This is a genomic window from Amycolatopsis sp. NPDC114504 (assembly GCF_055633595.1).
This window is the reverse complement of sequence record NZ_JBVKDU010000001.1, coordinates 2,105,241-2,124,568: the sequence shown is the minus strand read 5'-3', so window position 1 is coordinate 2,124,568 and position 19,328 is coordinate 2,105,241. Positions and strand designations below refer to the sequence as shown.

The window sequence follows — 19,328 nt, the reverse complement described above, 5'->3', positions numbered from 1 at the left end:
GCTGTGGAGTTGCGAGATGACGACGGCAAGAAGCTCGATGCGAAGTACGACGTCGAGGTCGATGCGGGGGTGCTCAGCCTCGTGCTCGAGAGCGCCGGCGGCCGGACCTCGGGCGACCGCGGTCCGAGGAACCGCGATTACGTCCCGGTACTGAGATTGCTCCTGTCGCGACTACGTGATCGGCACGCGGTGCTGCTGTCGGCGATCCTGGCGCCGCAGCGGCCGTCCGGGCTGTCCGAGGACCAGCGGACGCTGCTCCGCGGACCGCTGGAGCTGGCTCGGATCGCCGACATCGAACGGCTGCGGCTCGACATCACCGGCCCCCAGGGCAGGATCGGCAGGCCCGAGGGGGTGTCGCACGACAGCAACAACCGTAAGCGGATCCGGCTCCGGCTCGAAGTTCCCGGGTACGGCGTCGGCGACGCCGCCAGGCTGGCGGCCGACCTCGCGGGCGCGCCCGTCATCACCCGGGTTCTGCCGTCTGCGGGGGAACTCCTCCGCGACCTGCTCGGAACCGAGATCCGGACGGTCGCGACCCGGCGGCCGAACACGGTGCTCGACGTCCGGGGCGGCGTGGCGACAGTGCGGACGGAACGGTCTCCCGACGGCCGTCCGGTCGACGTCAGCGCTGTGCAGGACGGGCTGGACCTGCTCGCTGCCACCGGGTCGGTGGCGGTGTCGGTCGCCGAGCTCGGTCATCGCAGCTCCTTCGTCGGAGCGGTGCTGGCTCAGCTCCCCAACGTTCGCACCACGGCGAATCCGCCTACCGTCACCTTGTCCGAGCCGACGGCCGAAGAGATCGCCACAGATCGGCACTTCGGCGAGCTCGACGTGATGACACAGGTCAAAGTGCGCGCGGAGCAGACGAAGCTGCGCAGGCTGCTCGCGGGCTCCCGAGAGTCCGCCGAGTGCGCTCTCTGCGGAGACCGCTATCCGATCGAGTTCTTGGTCGCCGCGCACATCAAGAAGCGGGCGGTCTGCACCGACGACGAGCGGCGCACCCTCGAGCACATCGCGATGCTCGCGTGCAGTTTCGGGTGCGACATCCTTTACGAGTCCGGCTGGATCACCGTCAGTGCCGACGGCACGGTGGACGTCCGGTTGCCCGACGCGCTGCCGGAGGGAGGCATGCGGAGCCTGCTCGTCAAGGTGCAGAGGCGTCGATGCGGGGCGCACACGCCGGACACGGAGCCGTATTTCGCCTGGCATCGGGAAAACGTGTTCAAGGGCACGGCTCTCTAGCCGTCCCAGACCGCGGCGCCCTGCTTCAGCACCTCGACCCCCGCCCCCGACGACACCGGCCACATCTCCACCTCGTACCGGTAATGCTCCCCGTACTCGTGGTCGTTCCAGTCCACCGACGGCGGCCCGGCCGGCACATACGACACCCGCGCCCGATACAACCCAGGCAACACCGAAAAGAACTTTTCCTGCGACGGATAGTCCGCGGGCCCGGAAATCACGACTTTCCCGCTCGGAACCGGAAGATCCGCTTCCACGACGTGCTCCGCGTCGGCCGTCAACGCCGGTGGTGCCGGAAGCAGCGTGATCGACGACTCCACCAGGTCCGACCGCGCTGTGGCGACCGCGAGGCCGCCCGGTTCCGACGCTATCCGGTGGGACTCCACGGCGAGAGACGTCCAGCCGCTGCCGTCCAGCCGGGATGCGGAGTCGCGCAACGAGAACTGACGCTGGTCGGCGTGGACTACCAAGTGCACACCAACCACCCTAGCCAGGACCCGCCCCGAAATGGTATCGACGCCGGGTTTAGCGTTGACGCCATGACCACTGCTTCCGTCGACGTCGACACCGCCCGCCGCGACTACGCCGCTCTGGTCGAGCGCGGCCTCTCCCTCGACATCACCCGCGGCAAGCCCTCGCCCCAGCAGCTCGACCTCGCGAACGGCCTGCTGGACCTCCCCGGCGACGGCACCTTCAAGGCCGAGGACGGCACCGACGTCCGCAACTACGGCGGCCTCAAGGGCCTGCCGGAACTGCGCCGCATCTTCGCGGGCGCCCTGCAGGTCCCGGCCGGGCAGCTGCTCGCCGCCGGCAACTCCAGCCTCGAGCTGATGCACGACGCCGTCGTCCAGGCGCTGCTGTCGAAGCTCCCCGGCGCCGAGCGCCGCTGGGCCGATGAGCCCACCCTCAAGTTCCTCGCGCCCGTCCCGGGCTACGACCGCCACTTCGCGCTCACCGAGCGCTTCGGCATCGAGCTCGTCCCCGTCCCGATGACCGACCAGGGCCCCGACATGGACGTCGTCGAGCGCCTCGTCGCCGAGGACTCCGCCGTCAAGGGCATCTGGTGCGTGCCGAAGTACAGCAACCCGACCGGTGTCACGTTCAGTGACGACGTCGTCAAGCGGCTCGCCACCATGACCACCGCGGCGCCCGACTTCCGGATCTTCTGGGACAACGCCTACGCCGTGCACCACCTGACCGACGACGAGCCGGCCCTGGCCGACGTCCTCGCGCTGGCCACCGAGGCCGGCAACGCCGACCGCGTGTTCGTCTTCGGCTCGACCTCCAAGATCACCTACGCGGGCGCCGGCGTCGGCTTCTTCGGCGCGTCCGAGGCCAACCTCGCCTGGTGGGTCGGCAACATCGGCAAGCGCACCATCGGCCCGGACAAGGTCAACCAGCTGCGCCACGCCCACTTCCTCAAGGACGAGGACGGCGTCCGCGCGCACATGCGCAAGCACGCCGAGATCATCGGCCCGAAGTTCGCGGCCGTCGACCGCATCCTCACCGAGGAGCTGGGCGACTCGGGCCTCGCGTCCTGGACCAAGCCGACCGGCGGGTACTTCGTGTCGCTGACCGTGCCCGAGGGCACCGCGAAGGAGGTCGTGCGGCTGGCGAAGGAGGCCGGCGTCGCGCTGACCCCCGCCGGGGCGACCCACCCGCACGGCGACGACCCGGCCGACGCCGTCATCCGCATCGCGCCGACCTTCCCGGTGCTCGCCGACGTCGAGGAGGCCGTCCGCGCGCTCGCCGTGTGCGTCCGGCTCGCCGCGGCCGAACGCGCCTGACCTGCGGAAACGAAATCGGCAAGAACTTTTTTCCGATTTGACCGAGCCGGGGGCCGTCCGGGTACGTATGACCGGTGGGTGAGGTGGACGAACTCGTCACGAGAGGACGTCCCCCGGTGTTCGGAAAACGCTACACACAGCAGCTCGTCGAGCGCAGCGCGGAGAACGCGACCGACCGCCGCCGCTTCCTCAAGGCTGCGGGAGCGGCGGGACTCGGTGTCGCGGGTGCCGGCGCGCTCGGAACCGCGCTCTCGCTGGGCCTCGGCTCGGCAGGCGCGACTTCGCAGTACCCGGAGCAGAACGCGCAGGACGCCGCCGCCAGCGACGCCGCGGTGCTGAACTTCGCGCTCAACCTGGAGTACCTCGAGGCGAACCTGTACTCGTTCGCCGTCTACGGCTACGGGCTGAACGAGAAGTACGTCAACGGCGTCGGCAACCTCGGCAAGGTCTCCGGTGGGCACGCGGTGAAGTTCAAGAGCGAGCACACCAAGCAGATCGTCCAGGAGATCGCCGGCGACGAGGTCGCGCACGTGACGTTCCTGCGCAAGGCGCTCGACAAGGCCGCCGTCGCGCAGCCCGAGATCGACTTCCAGAACAGCTTCACCGCGGCCATGCAGGCCGCCGGGGTGATCAAGGAAGGCCAGACCTTCGACCCGTTCGCGAGCGAGAACAACTTCCTGCTCGCCGCGTTCCTGTTCGAAGACGTCGGCGTGTCCGCCTACAAGGGCGCGGCGCCGCTGGTGAACAACAAGACGTTCCTCGACGCCGCTGCGGGCATCCTGGCGGTCGAGGCCTACCACGCGGGCATCGTCCGCGGGCAGCTGTTCGAACGCGGCCTCGGCGACATCACGAACAAGATCTCCGACGCCCGCGACAGCCTCGACGGCAAGGCGGACGACGACGAAGGCGTGCTCAAGGACGGCAAGGCGAACCTCGTCCCGGCGGACGCCAACGGCATCGCGTTCGGGCGCTCGGCCGACCGCGTCCTCAACATCGCCTACCTCAACCCGGACAAGGTCTCCTCGGGCGGTTTCTACCCCCGCGGCCTCAACGGCGACATCGCCACCAGTGGCGCCAAGGAGTGAGCACCGCGTGCCGCCGTCACGGTAACGTCGTGAGCGGCGGCACGCGGGTTCACGAGGGGGAGCGAAGGTGCGAGTTCTGGTCGCGGGTGGCGGGATCTCCGGCACGGTCACGGCGATGGCGGCGAAGCTGGCGGGCCACGACCCGGTGGTCTTCGAGGCTTATCCGGCCGGCCGGGACGACACCGGCGCGTTCCTCACGATCATGCACAACGGCATGGACGCCCTGCGCGCGATCGGCGCCGATCAGCCGGTGATCGACGCGTCCTTCGTAGCGGTCGGCGTCGAGCTGGTCGCCCCGAACGGGGAGACCGTCGGGCGCCGGGAGTTCGGCACCGAAGGCCTCGACGCGCCGCGCACGCTCACCCGCGCGACGCTCTACCGCGTCCTGCAGGAGGAGGCCGCGCGCCGCGGTGTCCCGCTCGAACGCGGCAAGCGCCTGGTGAGCGCGAAGTCCGGCCCGGGCGGCGTCACGGCCGAGTTCGCCGACGGCACCGCCGAAACGGGTGACGTGCTGGTCGGCGCGGACGGGTTGCGCTCGACGGTCCGGAAGCTGATCGACCCGGCCGCCGACGAACCGCGCTACACGGGCCAGACCATCGTCTACGGCTACACGCGCGCGCCCGGGCTGCCGCCGGCGCCCGGGATCTACCGGATGGTCCGCGGCAGCAAGGCGGCCTTCGGGTTCACGACCGGCCCGGACGGCGCGACGTTCTGGTTCGCCCGCATTCCCGATCCCGAGCGGTCCCGCGCAGAGATCGCGGCGGTCACCAGCGCGGGCTGGCGCGAGTTCGCGCACGCCGCGTTCGCCGGGGAACCGTTGCCCTGCGCGGACATCATCGCCGCGACGGGCGACGACGTGTTCGGTGGCCACTCCTACGACGTGCCCGAGACACGCGTGTGGTCGACGCCGGAGATGGTGCTCGTCGGCGACGCCGCGCACGCCGCGGCCCCGGCGGACGCGCAGGGTGCGTCGATGGCGATCGAGGACAGCGTGGTGCTCGCGCAGTGCCTGCGTGACCTGCCGGATCCGGCGTCGGCGTTCGCGGCGTACGAAGAACTTCGCCGCGAGCGCGTCGAGAAGCTGGTCGCGTCGAGCTCGGGGCAGGACGTCGGCGAAAAGCCGGGCTGGGTCTACGAGCACCACATCGACTGGGACGCGAAGGTCACCGGGTAGCGCCGCAGGAGTCGCGGACCACCAGTTTCGTCGGCAGGTGCACGGGTTCCGGCGCGCCCTGGTTGTCGATCATCGCCAGCAGGGCGCCGGCCGCCGCCGTCCCGAACCCCGGTTTGTCCTGGGCCACCGTCGTCAGCGCCGGGTCGACCAGGGATGCCACCTCGATGTCGTCGAAGCCGACGACCGCCAGGTCCGCCGGTACCCGCAGTCCGGCCGCGCGGGCGGCCAGCAGGGCGCCGACCGCCATCTCGTCGCTGGCAGCGAACACCGCCGTCGGCGGGTCCTTGCGGGCCAGCAACCGGCGCATCCCGACGAACCCGCTCTCGCGGTAGAAGTCCCCGGTGACCACGAAGTCCTCGCGCGCCGGCAAGCCGGCCTCGGCCAGCCCGCGCCGGTAGCCGTCGGTGCGGGCGGCGGCGGGCGCGTTGCCGCGGGGGCCGGTGATCGTCGCGATCCGGTCGTGCCCGAGGGCGGCCAGGTGCCGGACGGCCTCCGCCGCGCCCGCGGCGTTGTCCGAGGTCACGTAGGTCGCGCGCGGCCCCGACAACGCCACGTCGAACGCCACGCACGGCAGCCCGGACTGGGCGAACGCGGTGAACGCGTCGGCGTCGGTGCCGCTGTCGATCAGCACCAGCCCGGCCAGGTGGTGGCGCCGGGTCATGCTCACGTACCCGATCGGGTCGGCCAGCGACACGCCCGGGTTGCGGTCGCGGGCGTCGTCGCTCGTCGCGAGCATCAGCAGGTGGTAGCCGTGCGAGCTGAGCGCGGACTTGAGGCCCAGCAACAGGTCCTGCAGGAACGGGTGCCGCCAGCCGGGCCGCCGGTGGTCGGTGTCCCAGACCAGCCCGACCATCGCCGAGCGCTGCCGCGACAGCGCCCGCGCCGACTCGTTCGGCGAGAAGTCCAGCTCCCGGGCGACGCGCTCGACGTTCTCGCGTGTCGCCGGGCTGACCGTGGCGGGGCGGTTGAAGACCCGTGAGACGGTCGCGACCGAAACCCCGCAGAGCTGGGCGATCTCGCGCGCGGTGACCATGGCGACCTCCTACTTGTAACCGGTTACATTCCTAGCACATGATCTCTGACTGGGTAAACGCCGAGTCGCGTTACTATTTCGTTACTTGACGAATGAGTACTGGGAGCGCTCTCATAGGTCCCGCGTTTTCCGATCGGCCCGCAGAACAACGGAGATCTCATGCGCCCGAAAACGACAACCCGCCGGTTCCGCCTGATCGTCGGCGCGGTGTGCGCCGGCCTCGCCGCGGTCACCGCGTTGAGCGCCTGCGGCAGCAGCGACGCCGGCAGCGGCGGGAAGGTCAAGCTCAGCCTCGGCCTCTTCGGCAACTTCGGCTACACCGACCTGATCAAGGAATACCAGGCCGCACACCCGGACATCGAGATCACCGAGCGGACCGCGTCCTACTCCGACCACCACAAGAACCTCGCCGCGCACCTGGCCACCGGCGGCGGCGCCGCGGACATCGAAGCGATCGACACCGGGTACGTCGCCCAGTTCAAGGCGACGCCGGACAAGTTCGTCGACCTGAACACCGTCGGTGGCGACAAGCTCAAGGACCGCTGGCTGGGCTGGAAGTGGTCGGCTTCGCTGGCCAAGGGCGGCCAGCAGATCGGCTACGGCACCGACGTCGGCGGCCTGGCCATCTGCTACCGGCGTGACCTGTTCGAGCAGGCCCAGCTGCCCGCCGACCGCGACGCCGTCTCCGCGCTCTGGCCGACCTGGCAGGCGTTCTTCGACGCGGGCAAGCGCTTCCAGGCCAAGGCGCCCAACGGCGTCAAGTGGATGGACGGCGGCCCGACCGTGCTCAACGCGATCTTCGGCCAGGCCCCGGTCGGCTACTACGACCAGAGCGACCAGATCGTCGTCGCGAGCAACCCGGCGCTGCGGACCGGCTGGGACCAGGTCGTCGACGCCGTCAAGGCGAACCTCTCCGCCGGCCTGCTCTACAGCACGCCGACCTGGAACACCGGCTTCACCCAGGGCCAGTTCGCCACCGTCACCTGCCCCGCCTGGATGATGACCAAGATCAAGGACCAGGCGCCGGACACCTCGGGCAAGTGGGACGTCGCCGCCGTGCCGGGCGGGGGCGGTAACTGGGGCGGCTCGTACCTGACCGTCCCGAAACAGGGCAAGCACACCAAGGAAGCCACCGACCTCGCCGCGTGGCTGACCGCGCCCGAGCAGCAGGCGAAGGTCTTCACCAGCCAGGGCCTGCTCCCGTCGACGCCGTCGCTCTACACCGACCCGAAGATCACCGCCTACACCAACCCGTTCTTCAACAACGCGCCCGTCGGCAAGCTCTTCACCGACGCGGCGAAGAAGCTGAACCCGCAGTACCAGGGCCCGAAGGCCGGCGACGTCCAGACGGAGTTCGGCAACGCGATGCAGCGCGTCGAGCAGGGCAAGCAGGACGGCGCGGCGGCCTGGCAGCAGCTGGTCGGTGACGTCGCGAAGATCAAGTAATGGCCCTCACCTTCGCCGACCGGCGGCACAAGTGGGACGTCAAGCTGTCGCCGTTCGGCTTCATCAGCCCGTACTTCCTGATCTTCGGCGTCTTCGGGCTGTTCCCGCTGCTCTACACGGCTTTCGTGTCGCTGCAGAAACGCAACCTGCTCGACGCCGACGGCGCGACGTTCATCGGGTTCGGCAACTACGAGCAGCTGCTGTTCCACGACCCGTACTTCTGGAACTCGATGGGGAACACGGTCAGCCTGTGGCTGCTGACCACGATCCCGCAGATCCTGTTCGCGCTCGGCATCGCGCACCTGCTCAACCGCAGGTTGCGCGGGCGGACGCTGTTCCGGATGGGGATGATCCTGCCGAACATCACCTCGGTGGCGGCGGTGACGATCATCTTCGCGCAGCTCTTCGGCCGCGACTTCGGGCTGGTGAACTGGGTGCTGAGCTGGTTCGGCGGCGGGCACGTCGACTGGCAGGCCGGCACGGCCAGCTCGCACACCGCCATCGCGGCGATGGTGGTGTGGCGCTGGACCGGCTACCACGCGCTGATCTTCCTGGCGTCGATGCAGGCGATCCCCTCGACCATGTACGAGGCGGCCACCCTTGACGGCGCCAAGGGGTGGCAGCAGTTCTGGCGGATCACCGTGCCGCTGCTGCGGCCGCAGATCATCTTCTCGACGGTGATCGCGACGACCGGGAACATGCGGCTGCTCGCCGAGCCGCTGCTGTTCAACCCGGGCACCGCGGCCGCCACCGGCGGCTCGGACCGGCAGTTCCAGACGGCCGCGCTCTACCTCTACGAGCAGGGCTTCACCAAGTACGACTTCGGCTACAGCTCGGCGATCGCGCTGATCCTGGCCGTCGTCACGATGCTCGTCGCGGGCCTGTCGTACCTGGTGACCCGGCGCATCCAAACGGACTGAGGAGCGGACATGACCACCGTGCTGACCCCGGCCGCGCCCGCGCCGCCGGCGGCACCCGGGCGAGCCCGGCGCCTCGTGCGCCGGGTCGCGAGCCCGTGGACCTACGCCGCGCTGATCGCGATCCTGGCCGGCTCGGCGTTCCCCGTGTACTGGTCGTTCGTCGTGGCTTCGCAGACGACGGAAGCCGTCGGCAGCGTCCCGCCCGTGCTCGTGCCGGGCGGGCACCTGTTCGAGAACATCGCCCGCGTCTTCGACGAGTCGGAGTTCGCGCTGGCGCTGGCGAACTCGGTGATCGTCGCGGGCACGATCACCGTGTCCGTGGTGCTGTTCTCGACGCTCGCCGGGTTCGCCTTCGCCAAGATGAAGTTCCGCGGCCGGACGTTCCTGCTGCTGCTCGTGGTCGCCACCCAGGCGATCCCGACCGAGCTGGGCGTCGTGCCGCTCTACATGATGATGGCCGACTTCGGCTGGGCCGGGCAGCTGCAGGCGGTCATCGTGCCCGGCCTGGTCACGGCGTTCGGTGTGTTCTTCATGCGCCAGTACTTCGAACGGGCGCTGCCGCTGGAGCTGCTCGAAGCCGGGCGGATGGACGGCTGCGGCTCGCTGCGGCTGTTCTGGCACGTCGCGCTGCCGGCCGCCCGCCCGGCCGCGGCGGTGCTCGGGCTGTTCACGTTCATGCAGGCGTGGAACGACTTCTTCTGGCCGCTGGTCGTGCTGACGCCGGAGAACCCGACCGTCCAGACCGCACTGTCCACCTTGGCCAGTGGCTACACGACCGACTACACCCTCGTGCTCACCGCCGCCACCATCGGCACCGTCCCCGTCCTCCTCGTGTTCCTGCTGTTCGGCCGCCAGATCGTCGGCGGCATCATGCAGGGCGCGCTCAAGGGCTGACCTCCCGGAGATGACCGTGACCACCAGTTTCCCGCCCGGCTTCCGCTGGGGCGTCGCCACCTCGGCGTTCCAGATCGAGGGCGCCACCACCGCGGACGGCCGCGGACCGTCCATCTGGGACACCTTCGCGACGGTCCCCGGCGCGGTGGCCGGGGGCGACACCGGCGAGCCGGCGGCGGACCACTACCACCGCTGGCGCGCCGACCTCGACCTGCTGGCCGACCTCGGCGTCGACTCGTACCGCTTCTCGGTGTCGTGGCCGCGGATCCAGCCGGACGGCCGGCGCGCCGAACAGCGGGGCCTCGACTTCTACCGGCGGCTGGTGGAAGCACTGCGGGAGCGGGACATCGAGCCGTTCCTCACGCTGTACCACTGGGACCTGCCACAGGCACTCGAGGACGACGGCGGCTGGCGATCGCGCGACACGGCGTCGCGCTTCGCCGACTACGCGGCGCTGGTGCACGCGGAGCTCGGCGACGTCGTCGACCACTGGACGACGCTGAACGAGCCGTACCCGTGCGCGGTAGCGGGGTACGGCGAAGGACGGCACGCGCCGGGTGCGCGGGAGGGACACGGCGCGCTCGCCGCCGCGCACCACCTGCTGCTCGGCCACGGCTTGGCGGTGCGGGCGATGCGCGCGCAGGCGGCGCCGCAGCACCAGTTCGGGATCGTGCTCAACCAGTCGCCGACGGTGCCGGTGACGGACTCGGCCGCCGACGCCGCGGCGTCGGCCCGCCAGGACACGCTGCTGCGCCGCCAGTTCACCGACCCGCTGTTCGGCGGCCGGTACGCACCGGGGCTCGCGGTGATGTTCGACGGCGTCTCGGACTTTTCGTTCCGCCACGACGGCGACCTGGAGACGATCGGCGCGCCCCTGGACTACCTGGGCGTCAACTACTACTACCGGCTGCACGTCGCGGACGCGCCCCACCGCGAGCCGGACCCGGCGCGCCGCACGGTGACCGACATCGGCGTCGACACGACGCGCCAGCCGGCGGTCCCGCGCACGGGCATGGGCTGGCCGGTGGAGCCGGAGGGCCTGACGGAAGCCCTGGTCGGCCTGCACAACCGCTATCCCGGGTTACCGCCGATGTACGTGACCGAGAACGGATGTGTGTACGCGGACCGAAGCGATTTCGCCGACTACGAGCGCATTTCGTTCCTGAACGAGCACATCGAGGCGGCGCGCACGGCGGCGTCGGCGGGGGTGGACCTGCGGGGGTATTTCTGCTGGTCGTTGCTGGACAACTTCGAGTGGGCCCACGGGTACAAGCACCGGTTCGGACTGGTGCACGTGGACTACACGACCCAGGAGCGCACGCCGAGGGCGAGTTTCCGCTGGTACCGCGACTACATCGCGGCCCAGCGGCTCGGCTGACCTACTTCTTGTACAGGCTCTCGATGTCGGTGGCGTAGTTCTTCGTGACCACGTTGCGCTTCAGCTTCAGGCTCGGCGTGATCTCGCCACCGGCTTCGGTGAAGTCGTTGGCCAGCACCGTGAACTTCTTGATCGCCTCGGCCTTGGACACCTGCTTGTTGGCCTCGTCGACGGCGGCCTGGATCTCCGCCACCAGGTCGGCGTCGGTGGCGAGATCCGCGACCGTCGCCGACTCAGGCTTGCCGTGCTGGGACTTCCAGGACGGGAAGTACTCCTCGTCCACCGTCACCAGCGCCGCGATGAACGGGCGCTGGTCGCCGACCACCATCGCCTGGCTGACCAGCGGGGCCGCCTTGATCGTGTCCTCGAGGCCGGACGGGGCGACGTTCTTGCCGCCCGCCGTCACGATGATCTCCTTCTTGCGGCCGGTGATCTTGAGGAAGCCTTCGGAGTCGAGCTCGCCCAGGTCGCCGGTGTGGAACCAGCCGTCGGTGAGGGACTCCGCCGTCGCCTGCGGGTTGTTGAAGTACGCGCCGAACACGACGTCGCCCTTGAGCATGACCTCGCCGTCGTCGGCGATGCGGACCGACGTGCCGTTGACCGGCTTGCCGACCGTGCCGACGCGGAACGCCGTCTGCGTGTTGACGTTCGCCGCCGCGGACGTCTCGGTCAGGCCGTAGCCCTCGAACACCGGGACGCCGATGCCGCGGAAGAAGTGCGCCAGCCGCGCACCCAGCGGCGCGCCGCCCGACACCGCCGCGACACAACGGCCGCCGAGGGCCGCGCGCAGCTTGCCGTAGACGAGCTTGTCGAACGCCAGGTGCTTGAGCTTGAGCCCGACCCCGGCGCCGCCCTTGTCCTGCGCCTCGCTGTAGGCGACCGCGACCGCCTCGGCGGCGTCGAAGATCTTGCCCTTGCCGTCGCCGTGGGCCTTCTGCTTCGCCGAGTTGTAGACCTTCTCGAACACGCGCGGCACCGCGACGACGAACGTCGGCCGGAACGTGCCGAGGTCGGCGACCAGGTTCTTGACGTCCGGGGTGTGCCCCAGCGTCACCCGGGCGGACAGCGCGGTCACCGCGATCGCGCGGGCCAGCACGTGCGCCAGCGGCAGGAACACCAGCAGCGAGTTGCCCTGCTCCATCAGCTGCGGGAACGCCTCGATGTCGGCGCGGATCTCGGCCAGCAGGTTGCGGTGGGTCAGCTCGACGCCCTTGGGGCGGCCGGTGGTGCCCGAGGTGTAGACGATCGTGGCGAGCTCGCTCGCGCGCACCTCGCGGCGGCGCTCGTGCAGCTCGTCGTCGGAGAGCTGGGCGCCGATCGCGGCCAGCTCCTCGACGGCGGGGGAGTCGCCCTCGATCTGCCAGGTGTGGTCCAGCTCGGTGAGCCGGTCCCGGATCTCGTCGACGGCCCCGGCGTGGGCGTTCGTCTCGACGAACACGCCCTTCGCGGCCGAGTCGGAGAGGATCCAGTACACCTGCTCGGGTGACGACGTGTCGTAGATCGGCACCGTCACCGCGCCCGCGGCCCAGATCGCGAAGTCGATCAGCGTCCACTCGTAGCGGGTCTTCGACATGATGGCGACGCGGTCGCCGCGGCCGATCCCGGCCTGGGCCATGCCCTTGGCCACCGCCAGCACCTGGCCGGCGAACTCCTTGGCCGTGACGTCCAGCCAGGTTCCGTCGACCTGGCGGCGGAAGCTCACCACATCCGAGAACCGCTCGGCGTTCGCCCAGACGACATCGGACATGTTCTCGTCGTCGGCCACCGGCTTGCCGGCGGGAGCGCTGTATTCGCGCACGTGGACCTCCGTGTTCAACGCGTGCGGTGGGCGACACCGCTGTTACCCGCCAGTCAACTTAGCGTGGTGAGCACCTTAAGACCATGCTGATCGCCGTCGCACGGCGAGGGCGTGACATTCTTCGCACGTGAACGCGCCACCCTCACTCGACGTCGTCGACGAGACGTTCCTCGCCGTTCCGCCGGCCACCGTGGCCGCGGTCTTCGCCGAACCGGCGTCCTGGCGGCGCTACTGGCCCGACCTGGTGCTCGAGGTCTACACCGACCGGGGCGACAAGGGCCTGCGCTGGACCGTGCGGGGCGCGCTCGTCGGTACGATGGAGGTCTGGCTCGAGCCGGTGCTCGACGGCACCCTGCTGCACTACTTCCTGCGGGCGACCCCCGCCGACGCGGCCGGGACGCCCCGGGTGCTGGCGCCACGCGACCTGCGCCGGGAGTTCGACCGGCGGGCCCGCGCGGCGAAGGTGATCGCACTCGGGCTCAAGGAGATCCTGGAGGACGGGCGCGAGCCCGGCGTTCCTCCGCGCGAAAGCTAGAGGGGGCCAGGGGTGCGGGTACACGTCGTCTCGGACGTGCACGGCAACGTCGACGGGTTGAAGCGCGCGGGGGACGGGGCCGACGCCCTGGTCGTGCTCGGCGACCTGGTCGACTTCGTCGACTATCGCGACCACGAGAAGGGCATCATGGGCGCCCTGTTCGGCCCGGAGAAGGTGGCCGAGTTCGCCCGCCTGCGCCGCGAGGGCACCCGTGACGAAACCGTTGCCTTCTCGCGGACGCTCTGGGCGAGCCTCGACGACCCGGCCGGCGCCGTCGACGAGGCCATCCGCACCCAGTACGCGGCGCTCTTCTCGGCGATGACCGCGCCCACCTACGCCACTCCCGGCAACGTCGACACCCCGGCGCTCTGGCCCGAGTTCGCCGGCGAGGGCATCCAGGTGCTCGACGGCGAGGTGGCCGAGATCGGCGGCCTGCGGTTCGGGTTCGTCGGCGGCGCGCTGCTGCCCGACGGCGTCGTCCCGCGTCCGCGCCCGGGTGCCGCCTGGCGTCCCTACCTGCGGGTTCGCGAGGACTACGACGCGAGCGTGGCCCAGCTCACCGAGGTCGACGTCCTCTGCACGCACGGCCCGCCGGCGCTGCCCGAGCTGACCTACGACGTCGTGGCGCGCCGCAGCGAGATCGGCTCGACGGCGCTGCTGGAGCTGATCCACGCCCAGCGGCCGCGCTGGTCGGTGTTCGGGCACGTGCACCAGCCCCTGGCGCCGCGCGCCCGGGTCGGCCTGACCGAGTGCCGTAACGTCGGTCACTTCAAGGAGACCGGGCAGCCGTACGTGCTGCGCTGGTGACCGACCGCGGCGGCTACGCTTCGTCCCATGGCCGAGCAGTCCACACAGTCCATCGAGGTCGACGCCGAGCCCAGCCGGGTGATGGCCGTGATCGCCGACTTCCCCGCGTACCCGGAATGGGCCAAGGCCGTCCGGCAGACCGAGGTCCTCGACACCGACGGTGACGGGCGGGCCAAGCAGGTCAAGCTCACCCTCGACGCGGGCCCGATCAAGGACGTCTACACCCTGGAGTACGACTGGGACGCGGACGGCCTCGGCGTCAGCTGGCACCTGGTCAAGGGGCAGATGCAGAAGGCGCAGAACGGCCGCTACGCGCTGGAGGACCTCGGTGGCCGCACCCGGGTCACCTACACGCTGTCGGTCGAGCTGGCGCTGCCGATGATCGGCCTGCTGCGCCGCAAGGCCGAGAAGATGGTCATGGACACCGCGCTGAAGGAGCTCAAGAAGCGGGCCGAGGGGTAGCCGCGTGCGGATCCTGCTGTTCACCGGCAAAGGGGGTGTCGGGAAGACCACGCTGGCCGCGGCCACCGGCGCCGCCCTGGCCGCCCGCGGCAGGAAGACACTCGTCGTGTCCACGGACCCGGCGCACTCGCTCGGCGACGCGTTCGGGCGCGGCCTCGGCGCCGAACCGTCCGAAGTGGACGCTCTGCTCTCCGCCGTCCAGATCGACTCGCGGACGCTGGTGGACACCACCTGGCACCGGCTGCGGGCCGAGCTGCAGGCGGCCCTGTCCGGCGCGGGGCTCGACACCCTGGACGCCGAAGAGCTGACCGTGCTGCCCGGCGTCGACGAGCTGCTCGCGCTCACCGAAGTCCGGCGGCTCGCCGAAGACGGGCCGTGGGAGACCATCGTCGTCGACTGCGGGCCGACGGCCGAGACGCTGCGGCTGCTCGCCCTGCCCGAAGCCGTCTCCGGCTACCTGACCCGCGTCTTCGGCCGCCGCGGCCGGGTCACCGAGTCGGTGCGCCGCCTCGGCACCCACCTCGACGGCCTGCGCGCGCTGCTCACCGAGCCGTCGGTGACCACCGTCCGGCTCGTCCTGACCCCCGAGCGGGTGGTCGTCGCCGAAGCGCGGCGCACGCTCAGCTCCCTGGCCCTGCGCGGGATCGCCGTCGACGGCCTGATCGCCAACCGGCTGATGCCCGCGCCCGGCTTCTGGCGCGGCGGCGCCGGGACGTGGCTGCGCACCCGCCGGACGCAGCAGGACGCCGTGCTGGCCGAGCTCTCCGGCGCCGGGTTCAAAGCGGTGTCGCGTGTCGAGCACCGGGCCGTCGAACCGGTCGGGCTGCCCGCGCTGCTGGAGATCGCCGCCGAGCTTTACCGCGACGGCGACCCCCTGGCGGGTGACGGCACCCCGGTCACCCCGCTGCTGCGCGTCCGCCCGGCGCCGGACGGGTACACGCTGCGCATCGCGATCCCGCTCGCGCGGGACACCGAGGTCGACCTCGCCCGCGTCGACGACGACCTGGCGATCACCGTGGACGGCTTCCGCAGGCTCATCGCCCTGCCGGAGTCGCTGCGGCCGTGCCGGATCACCGGCGCGGAATCCGACGCCGACGGCCTGGTCGTGAACCTGGCCGGGAACCGGGGACGCGGGTGAGCGAAGAGGACGAGGCGGCCGGACCGCGGCTCGCGGAGGAGATCCGCCTGCTCGCCGAGATGGTCGTAGAGAAGGCGGCGCCGTGGCTCGAAGGGGTCGTCGCCGCCGGCCACGGGGACCCTGACCAGGCGAAACCGGACGGCTCGGCGTGCGGCTGGTGCCCGCTGTGTGCGATCGTCGCCGTGGTGCAGGGTGAACGCCCGGAGTTCGTCGCCCGCTTGCTGGAACAGCTGGCGCAGCTCGTGGCGTTGCTCCGAGCGGTGCTCGCGGACCGCTGGGAACCGGATGAGGGCGTCCACATGCCCGGGTTCCGGCCCGCGCCGCGGCCACCGGTGGACGCCACCGCGTCGGTGCGGGTGCAGCACATCGCCGTCCGCCGGCGCGACGAGTGGGAGAGCTGACTTGCGGACGATAGGGGTGGACGTCGGCGGGACGAGTGTCCGGGCCGGCGTGGTGGACGAGCGCGGTTCGCTGCTCGACACGGCACGCGTCGCGACGCCGAGCGAGGAGGGCGCCCTCGAGGACGCCATCGCGGGCGTCGTCGAGGGGCTGCGCAACCGGCACGAGGTGGTGGGCGTCGGGCTGGCCGTGGCCGGGTTCGTGGCGCGCGACCGCCGGTCGGTGATGTTCGCGCCGCACCTGGCGTGGCGCGGCGCGCCGGTCGCCGACCGGATCGAGAAGCGCGTCGGCCTCCCGGTGCTGCTGGAGCACGACGTCAACGCGGCTATGGTGGGCGAGCACCGCTTCGGCGCGGCCCGCGGCGCCCACGTGGCGGCGCTGGTGGCGCTGGGCACGGGCATCGGCGCGGGCCTGCTGCTGGACGGCAAGCTGTTCCGCGGCGCGTACGGCGTGGCCCCGGAGCTGGGGCACCTGACGGTGGTCCGCGGCGGGCGGCCGTGCCCGTGCGGCAAGTACGGCTGCTGGGAGCGCTACTGCAGCGGAACGGCGTTGGCGGCGACGGCGGTGGAGCTGCTGGCCCGCCACCCGGGCCGTTCGACGGTGCTGGCCCCGCAGGTGGCGGGCGACCCGGGTTCGGTGACCGGCCGCCGGGTGGCCGGCGCGGCGCGTGATGGCGACCCGATCGCCCAGCTGGCGATGGCCGAGCTGGCCAAGTGGCTGGGTGAGGGCCTGGCCCTGGTGGCGGATGTGTTCGACCCGGAGATCATCGTGATCGGCGGGGGAGTGTCAGAGTCGGCTCCGCTTTTCCTGGATGAGGCCCGTGAGCACTACGCGGGCGCGATCACGGGGGCTCGGCACCGACCGTTGGCTCGGATCCGGACGGCCCACCTGGGTGACGACACGGCGATCGTCGGTGCGGCTGCGCTGGCTTTGGAAGCGGCCAAGACACCGGTTTGACGTCGTTCGTCGCCGACCTCCTTCGGTGGTCTTCCGCGCCACCCCGAAGCCTGATTGTGACTACGGCCGGCCGTACCGCGTCAAGGCGGGAAAGATGCCTTGACCCGGCACTGCCGGCCGTGTTCTGGCTTCGGATCGGGGTTGCGGGGGGTGCGGGCCCCGTTCGTGTTGCGGTCTGTCTGCTGCCGTGGCCTTTCCCTCGGCTCTTCGCTCGCGGGCGCTGGGGGCGAGCCTCGGCTTCCTCTGAGAGGTGATCCGCGGTCTACCTGTGACAGGCTGGACTGGTGAGTGCCCTCTCCGCCAGCGTCTTCGTCAAGTGCTCCTGCGGGCACCTGCACTGGGGCCGGTACGGTGCGGCCGGCCTCCTGCTCGTCGATCCCGCTCGCGGCGTCCTCCTGCAGCGTCGGGCCTGGTGGGTGCACCACGGCCGGACCTGGGCCTTGCCCGGCGGTGCCATCGAAGCCGGTGAGACCGCGGTGACCGCCGCCGCTCGCGAAGCGTTCGAAGAAGCCTCCGTTCCGGCCGATGCCTTCCGCGCGGTGTCGGCGTCCTTGGTGGACCATGGGGAGTGGAGCTACACCACCGTTCTCGCCCTGGCCGATGGGGCAGAGGCGCGGGTTGCCAACACCGAAAGTGCGGAGGTGCGCTGGGTGGACCCCGATGACGTGCCCGCCTACCGGCTGCACCGCGACTTCGCCGCCGCCTGGCCGGACCTGCGCGACCGCGTCGGGCAGGAGCTGGTGCTCGTCGTCGATGCCGCCAACGTCGTCGGCTCGCGGCCGGACGGCTGGTGGCGCGATCGGCACGGTGCCGCCGAACGTCTCCGTGACCAGCTCGCGAAACTCGCCGAGGCCGGCGTGCCGGACCCGGACGACGCCGCCGTCACCTGGTGGCCGCGGATCGTTCTGGTCGTCGAGGGCAAGGCCAAGCACGTCACCGGTGTCCCGGGCGTGGAGGTCGTCGCCGCCGACACCGACGGCGACTCGAAGATCGTCGAGGTCGTCGCGCAGCAGAAAGCCAAAGTCCTGGTCGCGACGGCCGACCGCGAACTGCGCGGGCGCGTGACCGCCCTCGGCGCGTCGATCCTCGGCCCCGGCACGCTCCGCACCCAGCTTGACCGGCTCTAGCCCTTCAGGATGCCGTCGCGCATCTCGGCGACCAGCGACGCCGTCACGGCCTTCAGGCTGCCCTTGTGCGCCTCCGCGACCGCTCGCTGCCGCCGGTAGCTCGGCCCGTACCGCAGGATCGTCTCGACGTCGCGCAGCTCGGTCACGCAGTCGAGCCGGCGGGCCACCGGCTCCAGCCGGTCGAGCAGGTCGGCGATGTCCTCGGTGACCAGCCGCTCGCGGCCGGCCGCGTCCAGGATGACGATCGCGTCGGTGCCGTAGCGGGCCGCGCGCCACTTGTTCTCCTGGACGTGCCACGGCGGCAGTGACGGCAGGATCTCGCCGTCGTCCAGGCGCTCGCTGAAGTCGTCGACCAGGCACTGCGTCAGCGCCGAGATCGCGCCGACCTCCTCCAGCGTCGGCAGCCCGTCGCAAACCCGCATCTCGATCGTGCCCAGGTGCGGCGCCGGCCGGATGTCCCAGCGGATCTCCGAGAACGAGTCGATCACGCCGGTGGTGAACATGTCCTCGGTGTAGGCCTCCAGCTCGGCCCACTTCCGGAACTGGAACGGCAGCCCGGCCGTCGGCAGCTGCTGGAACATCAGCGCCCGGTTCGACGCGTACCCGGTGTCCTCGGCGCCCCAGTACGGCGACGACGCCGACAGCGCCTGCAGGTGCGGCGCGTAGTTCAGCAACGCGTCCAGGATCGGCAGCACCTTGTCGCGGTGGTCGACCCCGACGTGGACGTGCACGCCGTAGATCAGCATCTGCCGGCCCCACCACTGGGTCCGGTCGATCAGCTTGGCGTACCGCTCCTTATCGGTGACCTTCTGCTGGTACCAGTTCGAGAAGGGGTGCGTCCCGGCCGAGAACATCTCGACGCCGAGCGGGTCGGCGACGCCGTGCACAACGTCCAAGGACTCCGCCAGATCGGCCTTGACCTCGGCGATCGTCGTGCAGACGCCGGTGATGATCTCGATGGTGTTGAGCAGCAGCTCCTGCTTGATCTTCGGGTGCTCGGCCGCGCCGTCCGGGCGGACCGCCTCGAGGATCCGCCCGGCGACCGACGACAGCTCACCGCTGCGCCGGTCGACCAGGCCGAGCTCCCATTCCGCGCCGACGGTCGATCGCCGCGAAGGGCTGAACTCGATGTTCATCGCCGTCGGA

Annotated in this window: 19 protein-coding genes; 15 read left to right on the top strand and 4 right to left on the bottom strand. The window is 70.9% G+C overall.

Annotated features, from left to right (window positions below; genetic code table 11):
* The first annotated feature begins 3 nt into the window (after positions 1-3).
* On the top strand, positions 4-1,242 hold the full coding sequence (locus ACZ7PG_RS09905; RefSeq protein ID WP_470238675.1) for a hypothetical protein: 1,239 nt from the start codon (positions 4-6) through the stop codon (positions 1,240-1,242).
* On the opposite strand, the gene ACZ7PG_RS09900 is transcribed toward ACZ7PG_RS09905, so the two are convergent.
* A complete protein-coding gene (locus ACZ7PG_RS09900; RefSeq protein ID WP_470238674.1) occupies positions 1,239-1,718 on the bottom strand; it encodes a hypothetical protein in 480 nt (159 codons plus the stop codon). The genes ACZ7PG_RS09905 and ACZ7PG_RS09900 overlap by 4 nt on opposite strands.
* 63 nt (positions 1,719-1,781) lie before the next feature.
* Between ACZ7PG_RS09900 and ACZ7PG_RS09895 the strand changes: the two genes are divergently transcribed.
* The 3 genes from ACZ7PG_RS09895 (at position 1,782) to ACZ7PG_RS09885 (ending at position 5,288) form a co-directional block, all read left to right on the top strand.
* On the top strand, positions 1,782-3,029 hold the full coding sequence (locus ACZ7PG_RS09895) for an aspartate aminotransferase type Ic (RefSeq protein WP_470238673.1): 1,248 nt from the start codon (positions 1,782-1,784) through the stop codon (positions 3,027-3,029).
* A 116-nt stretch (positions 3,030-3,145) separates the two neighbouring features.
* Entirely contained in the window at positions 3,146-4,114 is a 969-nt protein-coding gene (locus tag ACZ7PG_RS09890) for a ferritin-like domain-containing protein (RefSeq protein ID WP_285483367.1), read from the top strand.
* A gap of 67 nt (positions 4,115-4,181) precedes the next feature.
* On the top strand, positions 4,182-5,288 hold the full coding sequence (locus tag ACZ7PG_RS09885; RefSeq protein ID WP_470238672.1) for an FAD-dependent oxidoreductase: 1,107 nt from the start codon (positions 4,182-4,184) through the stop codon (positions 5,286-5,288).
* Here ACZ7PG_RS09885 and ACZ7PG_RS09880 read toward each other — a convergent pair.
* Positions 5,278-6,321, bottom strand: coding sequence for a LacI family DNA-binding transcriptional regulator (locus ACZ7PG_RS09880; RefSeq protein ID WP_470238671.1), 1,044 nt, complete (start codon positions 6,319-6,321; stop codon positions 5,278-5,280). The two genes, ACZ7PG_RS09885 and ACZ7PG_RS09880, sit on opposite strands and share 11 nt — an antisense overlap.
* Before the next feature lie 159 nt (positions 6,322-6,480).
* On the opposite strand from ACZ7PG_RS09880, the gene ACZ7PG_RS09875 reads away from it, so the two are divergent.
* From ACZ7PG_RS09875 to ACZ7PG_RS09860, 4 genes are read left to right on the top strand one after another with little or no spacing between them, the layout of a single operon-like run.
* Entirely contained in the window at positions 6,481-7,767 is a 1,287-nt protein-coding gene (locus ACZ7PG_RS09875; protein ID WP_470238670.1) for an ABC transporter substrate-binding protein, read from the top strand.
* A complete protein-coding gene (locus ACZ7PG_RS09870; RefSeq protein WP_470238669.1) occupies positions 7,767-8,687 on the top strand; it encodes a carbohydrate ABC transporter permease in 921 nt (306 codons plus the stop codon). Before ACZ7PG_RS09875 ends, ACZ7PG_RS09870 begins: the two co-directional genes overlap by 1 nt.
* A gap of 9 nt (positions 8,688-8,696) precedes the next feature.
* Positions 8,697-9,581, top strand: coding sequence for a carbohydrate ABC transporter permease (locus tag ACZ7PG_RS09865; RefSeq protein ID WP_470238668.1), 885 nt, complete (start codon positions 8,697-8,699; stop codon positions 9,579-9,581).
* 16 nt (positions 9,582-9,597) lie between these two features.
* A complete protein-coding gene (locus tag ACZ7PG_RS09860; protein ID WP_470238667.1) occupies positions 9,598-10,959 on the top strand; it encodes a GH1 family beta-glucosidase in 1,362 nt (453 codons plus the stop codon).
* A 1-nt stretch (position 10,960) separates the two neighbouring features.
* On the opposite strand, the gene ACZ7PG_RS09855 is transcribed toward ACZ7PG_RS09860, so the two are convergent.
* Positions 10,961-12,757 carry an AMP-dependent synthetase/ligase gene (locus tag ACZ7PG_RS09855; protein WP_470238666.1) on the bottom strand — a complete coding sequence of 599 codons (1,797 nt, stop codon included), beginning with the start codon at positions 12,755-12,757 and terminating at the stop codon, positions 10,961-10,963.
* A 127-nt stretch (positions 12,758-12,884) separates the two neighbouring features.
* Between ACZ7PG_RS09855 and ACZ7PG_RS09850 the strand changes: the two genes are divergently transcribed.
* The 7 genes from ACZ7PG_RS09850 (at position 12,885) to ACZ7PG_RS09820 (ending at position 18,182) form a co-directional block, all read left to right on the top strand.
* Entirely contained in the window at positions 12,885-13,292 is a 408-nt protein-coding gene (locus ACZ7PG_RS09850; RefSeq protein WP_470238665.1) for a polyketide cyclase / dehydrase and lipid transport, read from the top strand.
* Positions 13,293-13,304: 12 nt separating this feature from the next.
* Positions 13,305-14,099, top strand: a complete 795-nt coding sequence (locus ACZ7PG_RS09845; protein ID WP_470238664.1) for a metallophosphoesterase family protein — start codon at positions 13,305-13,307, stop codon at positions 14,097-14,099.
* A gap of 27 nt (positions 14,100-14,126) precedes the next feature.
* Positions 14,127-14,561: an SRPBCC family protein gene (locus tag ACZ7PG_RS09840; protein WP_410668972.1), complete on the top strand. Its 435-nt coding sequence runs from the start codon at positions 14,127-14,129 to the stop codon at positions 14,559-14,561.
* Positions 14,562-14,565: 4 nt separating this feature from the next.
* Positions 14,566-15,699, top strand: a complete 1,134-nt coding sequence (locus ACZ7PG_RS09835; protein WP_470238663.1) for an ArsA family ATPase — start codon at positions 14,566-14,568, stop codon at positions 15,697-15,699.
* Positions 15,696-16,100, top strand: coding sequence for a hypothetical protein (locus tag ACZ7PG_RS09830; RefSeq protein ID WP_470238662.1), 405 nt, complete (start codon positions 15,696-15,698; stop codon positions 16,098-16,100). The genes ACZ7PG_RS09835 and ACZ7PG_RS09830 overlap by 4 nt, the downstream gene beginning before the upstream one ends.
* A gap of 16 nt (positions 16,101-16,116) precedes the next feature.
* Positions 16,117-17,055: an ROK family protein gene (locus ACZ7PG_RS09825; protein ID WP_470239029.1), complete on the top strand. Its 939-nt coding sequence runs from the start codon at positions 16,117-16,119 to the stop codon at positions 17,053-17,055.
* Positions 17,056-17,339: 284 nt separating this feature from the next.
* On the top strand, positions 17,340-18,182 hold the full coding sequence (locus ACZ7PG_RS09820; protein ID WP_470238661.1) for an NUDIX domain-containing protein: 843 nt from the start codon (positions 17,340-17,342) through the stop codon (positions 18,180-18,182).
* Here ACZ7PG_RS09820 and ACZ7PG_RS09815 read toward each other — a convergent pair.
* A complete protein-coding gene (locus ACZ7PG_RS09815; RefSeq protein WP_470238660.1) occupies positions 18,179-19,318 on the bottom strand; it encodes a glutamate--cysteine ligase in 1,140 nt (379 codons plus the stop codon). The two genes, ACZ7PG_RS09820 and ACZ7PG_RS09815, sit on opposite strands and share 4 nt — an antisense overlap.
* Positions 19,319-19,328 lie beyond the last annotated feature (10 nt).

Coding starts and splice junctions, on each gene's coding strand:
- ACZ7PG_RS09875 (WP_470238670.1), top strand. CDS start 6,481: ATGCGCCCGAAAACGACAACCCGCCGGTTCCGCCTGATCGTCGGCGCG.
- ACZ7PG_RS09895 (WP_470238673.1), top strand. CDS start 1,782: ATGACCACTGCTTCCGTCGACGTCGACACCGCCCGCCGCGACTACGCC.
- ACZ7PG_RS09840 (WP_410668972.1), top strand. CDS start 14,127: ATGGCCGAGCAGTCCACACAGTCCATCGAGGTCGACGCCGAGCCCAGC.
- ACZ7PG_RS09880 (WP_470238671.1), bottom strand. CDS start 6,321: ATGGTCACCGCGCGCGAGATCGCCCAGCTCTGCGGGGTTTCGGTCGCG.
- ACZ7PG_RS09870 (WP_470238669.1), top strand. CDS start 7,767: ATGGCCCTCACCTTCGCCGACCGGCGGCACAAGTGGGACGTCAAGCTG.
- ACZ7PG_RS09865 (WP_470238668.1), top strand. CDS start 8,697: ATGACCACCGTGCTGACCCCGGCCGCGCCCGCGCCGCCGGCGGCACCC.
- ACZ7PG_RS09815 (WP_470238660.1), bottom strand. CDS start 19,318: ATGAACATCGAGTTCAGCCCTTCGCGGCGATCGACCGTCGGCGCGGAA.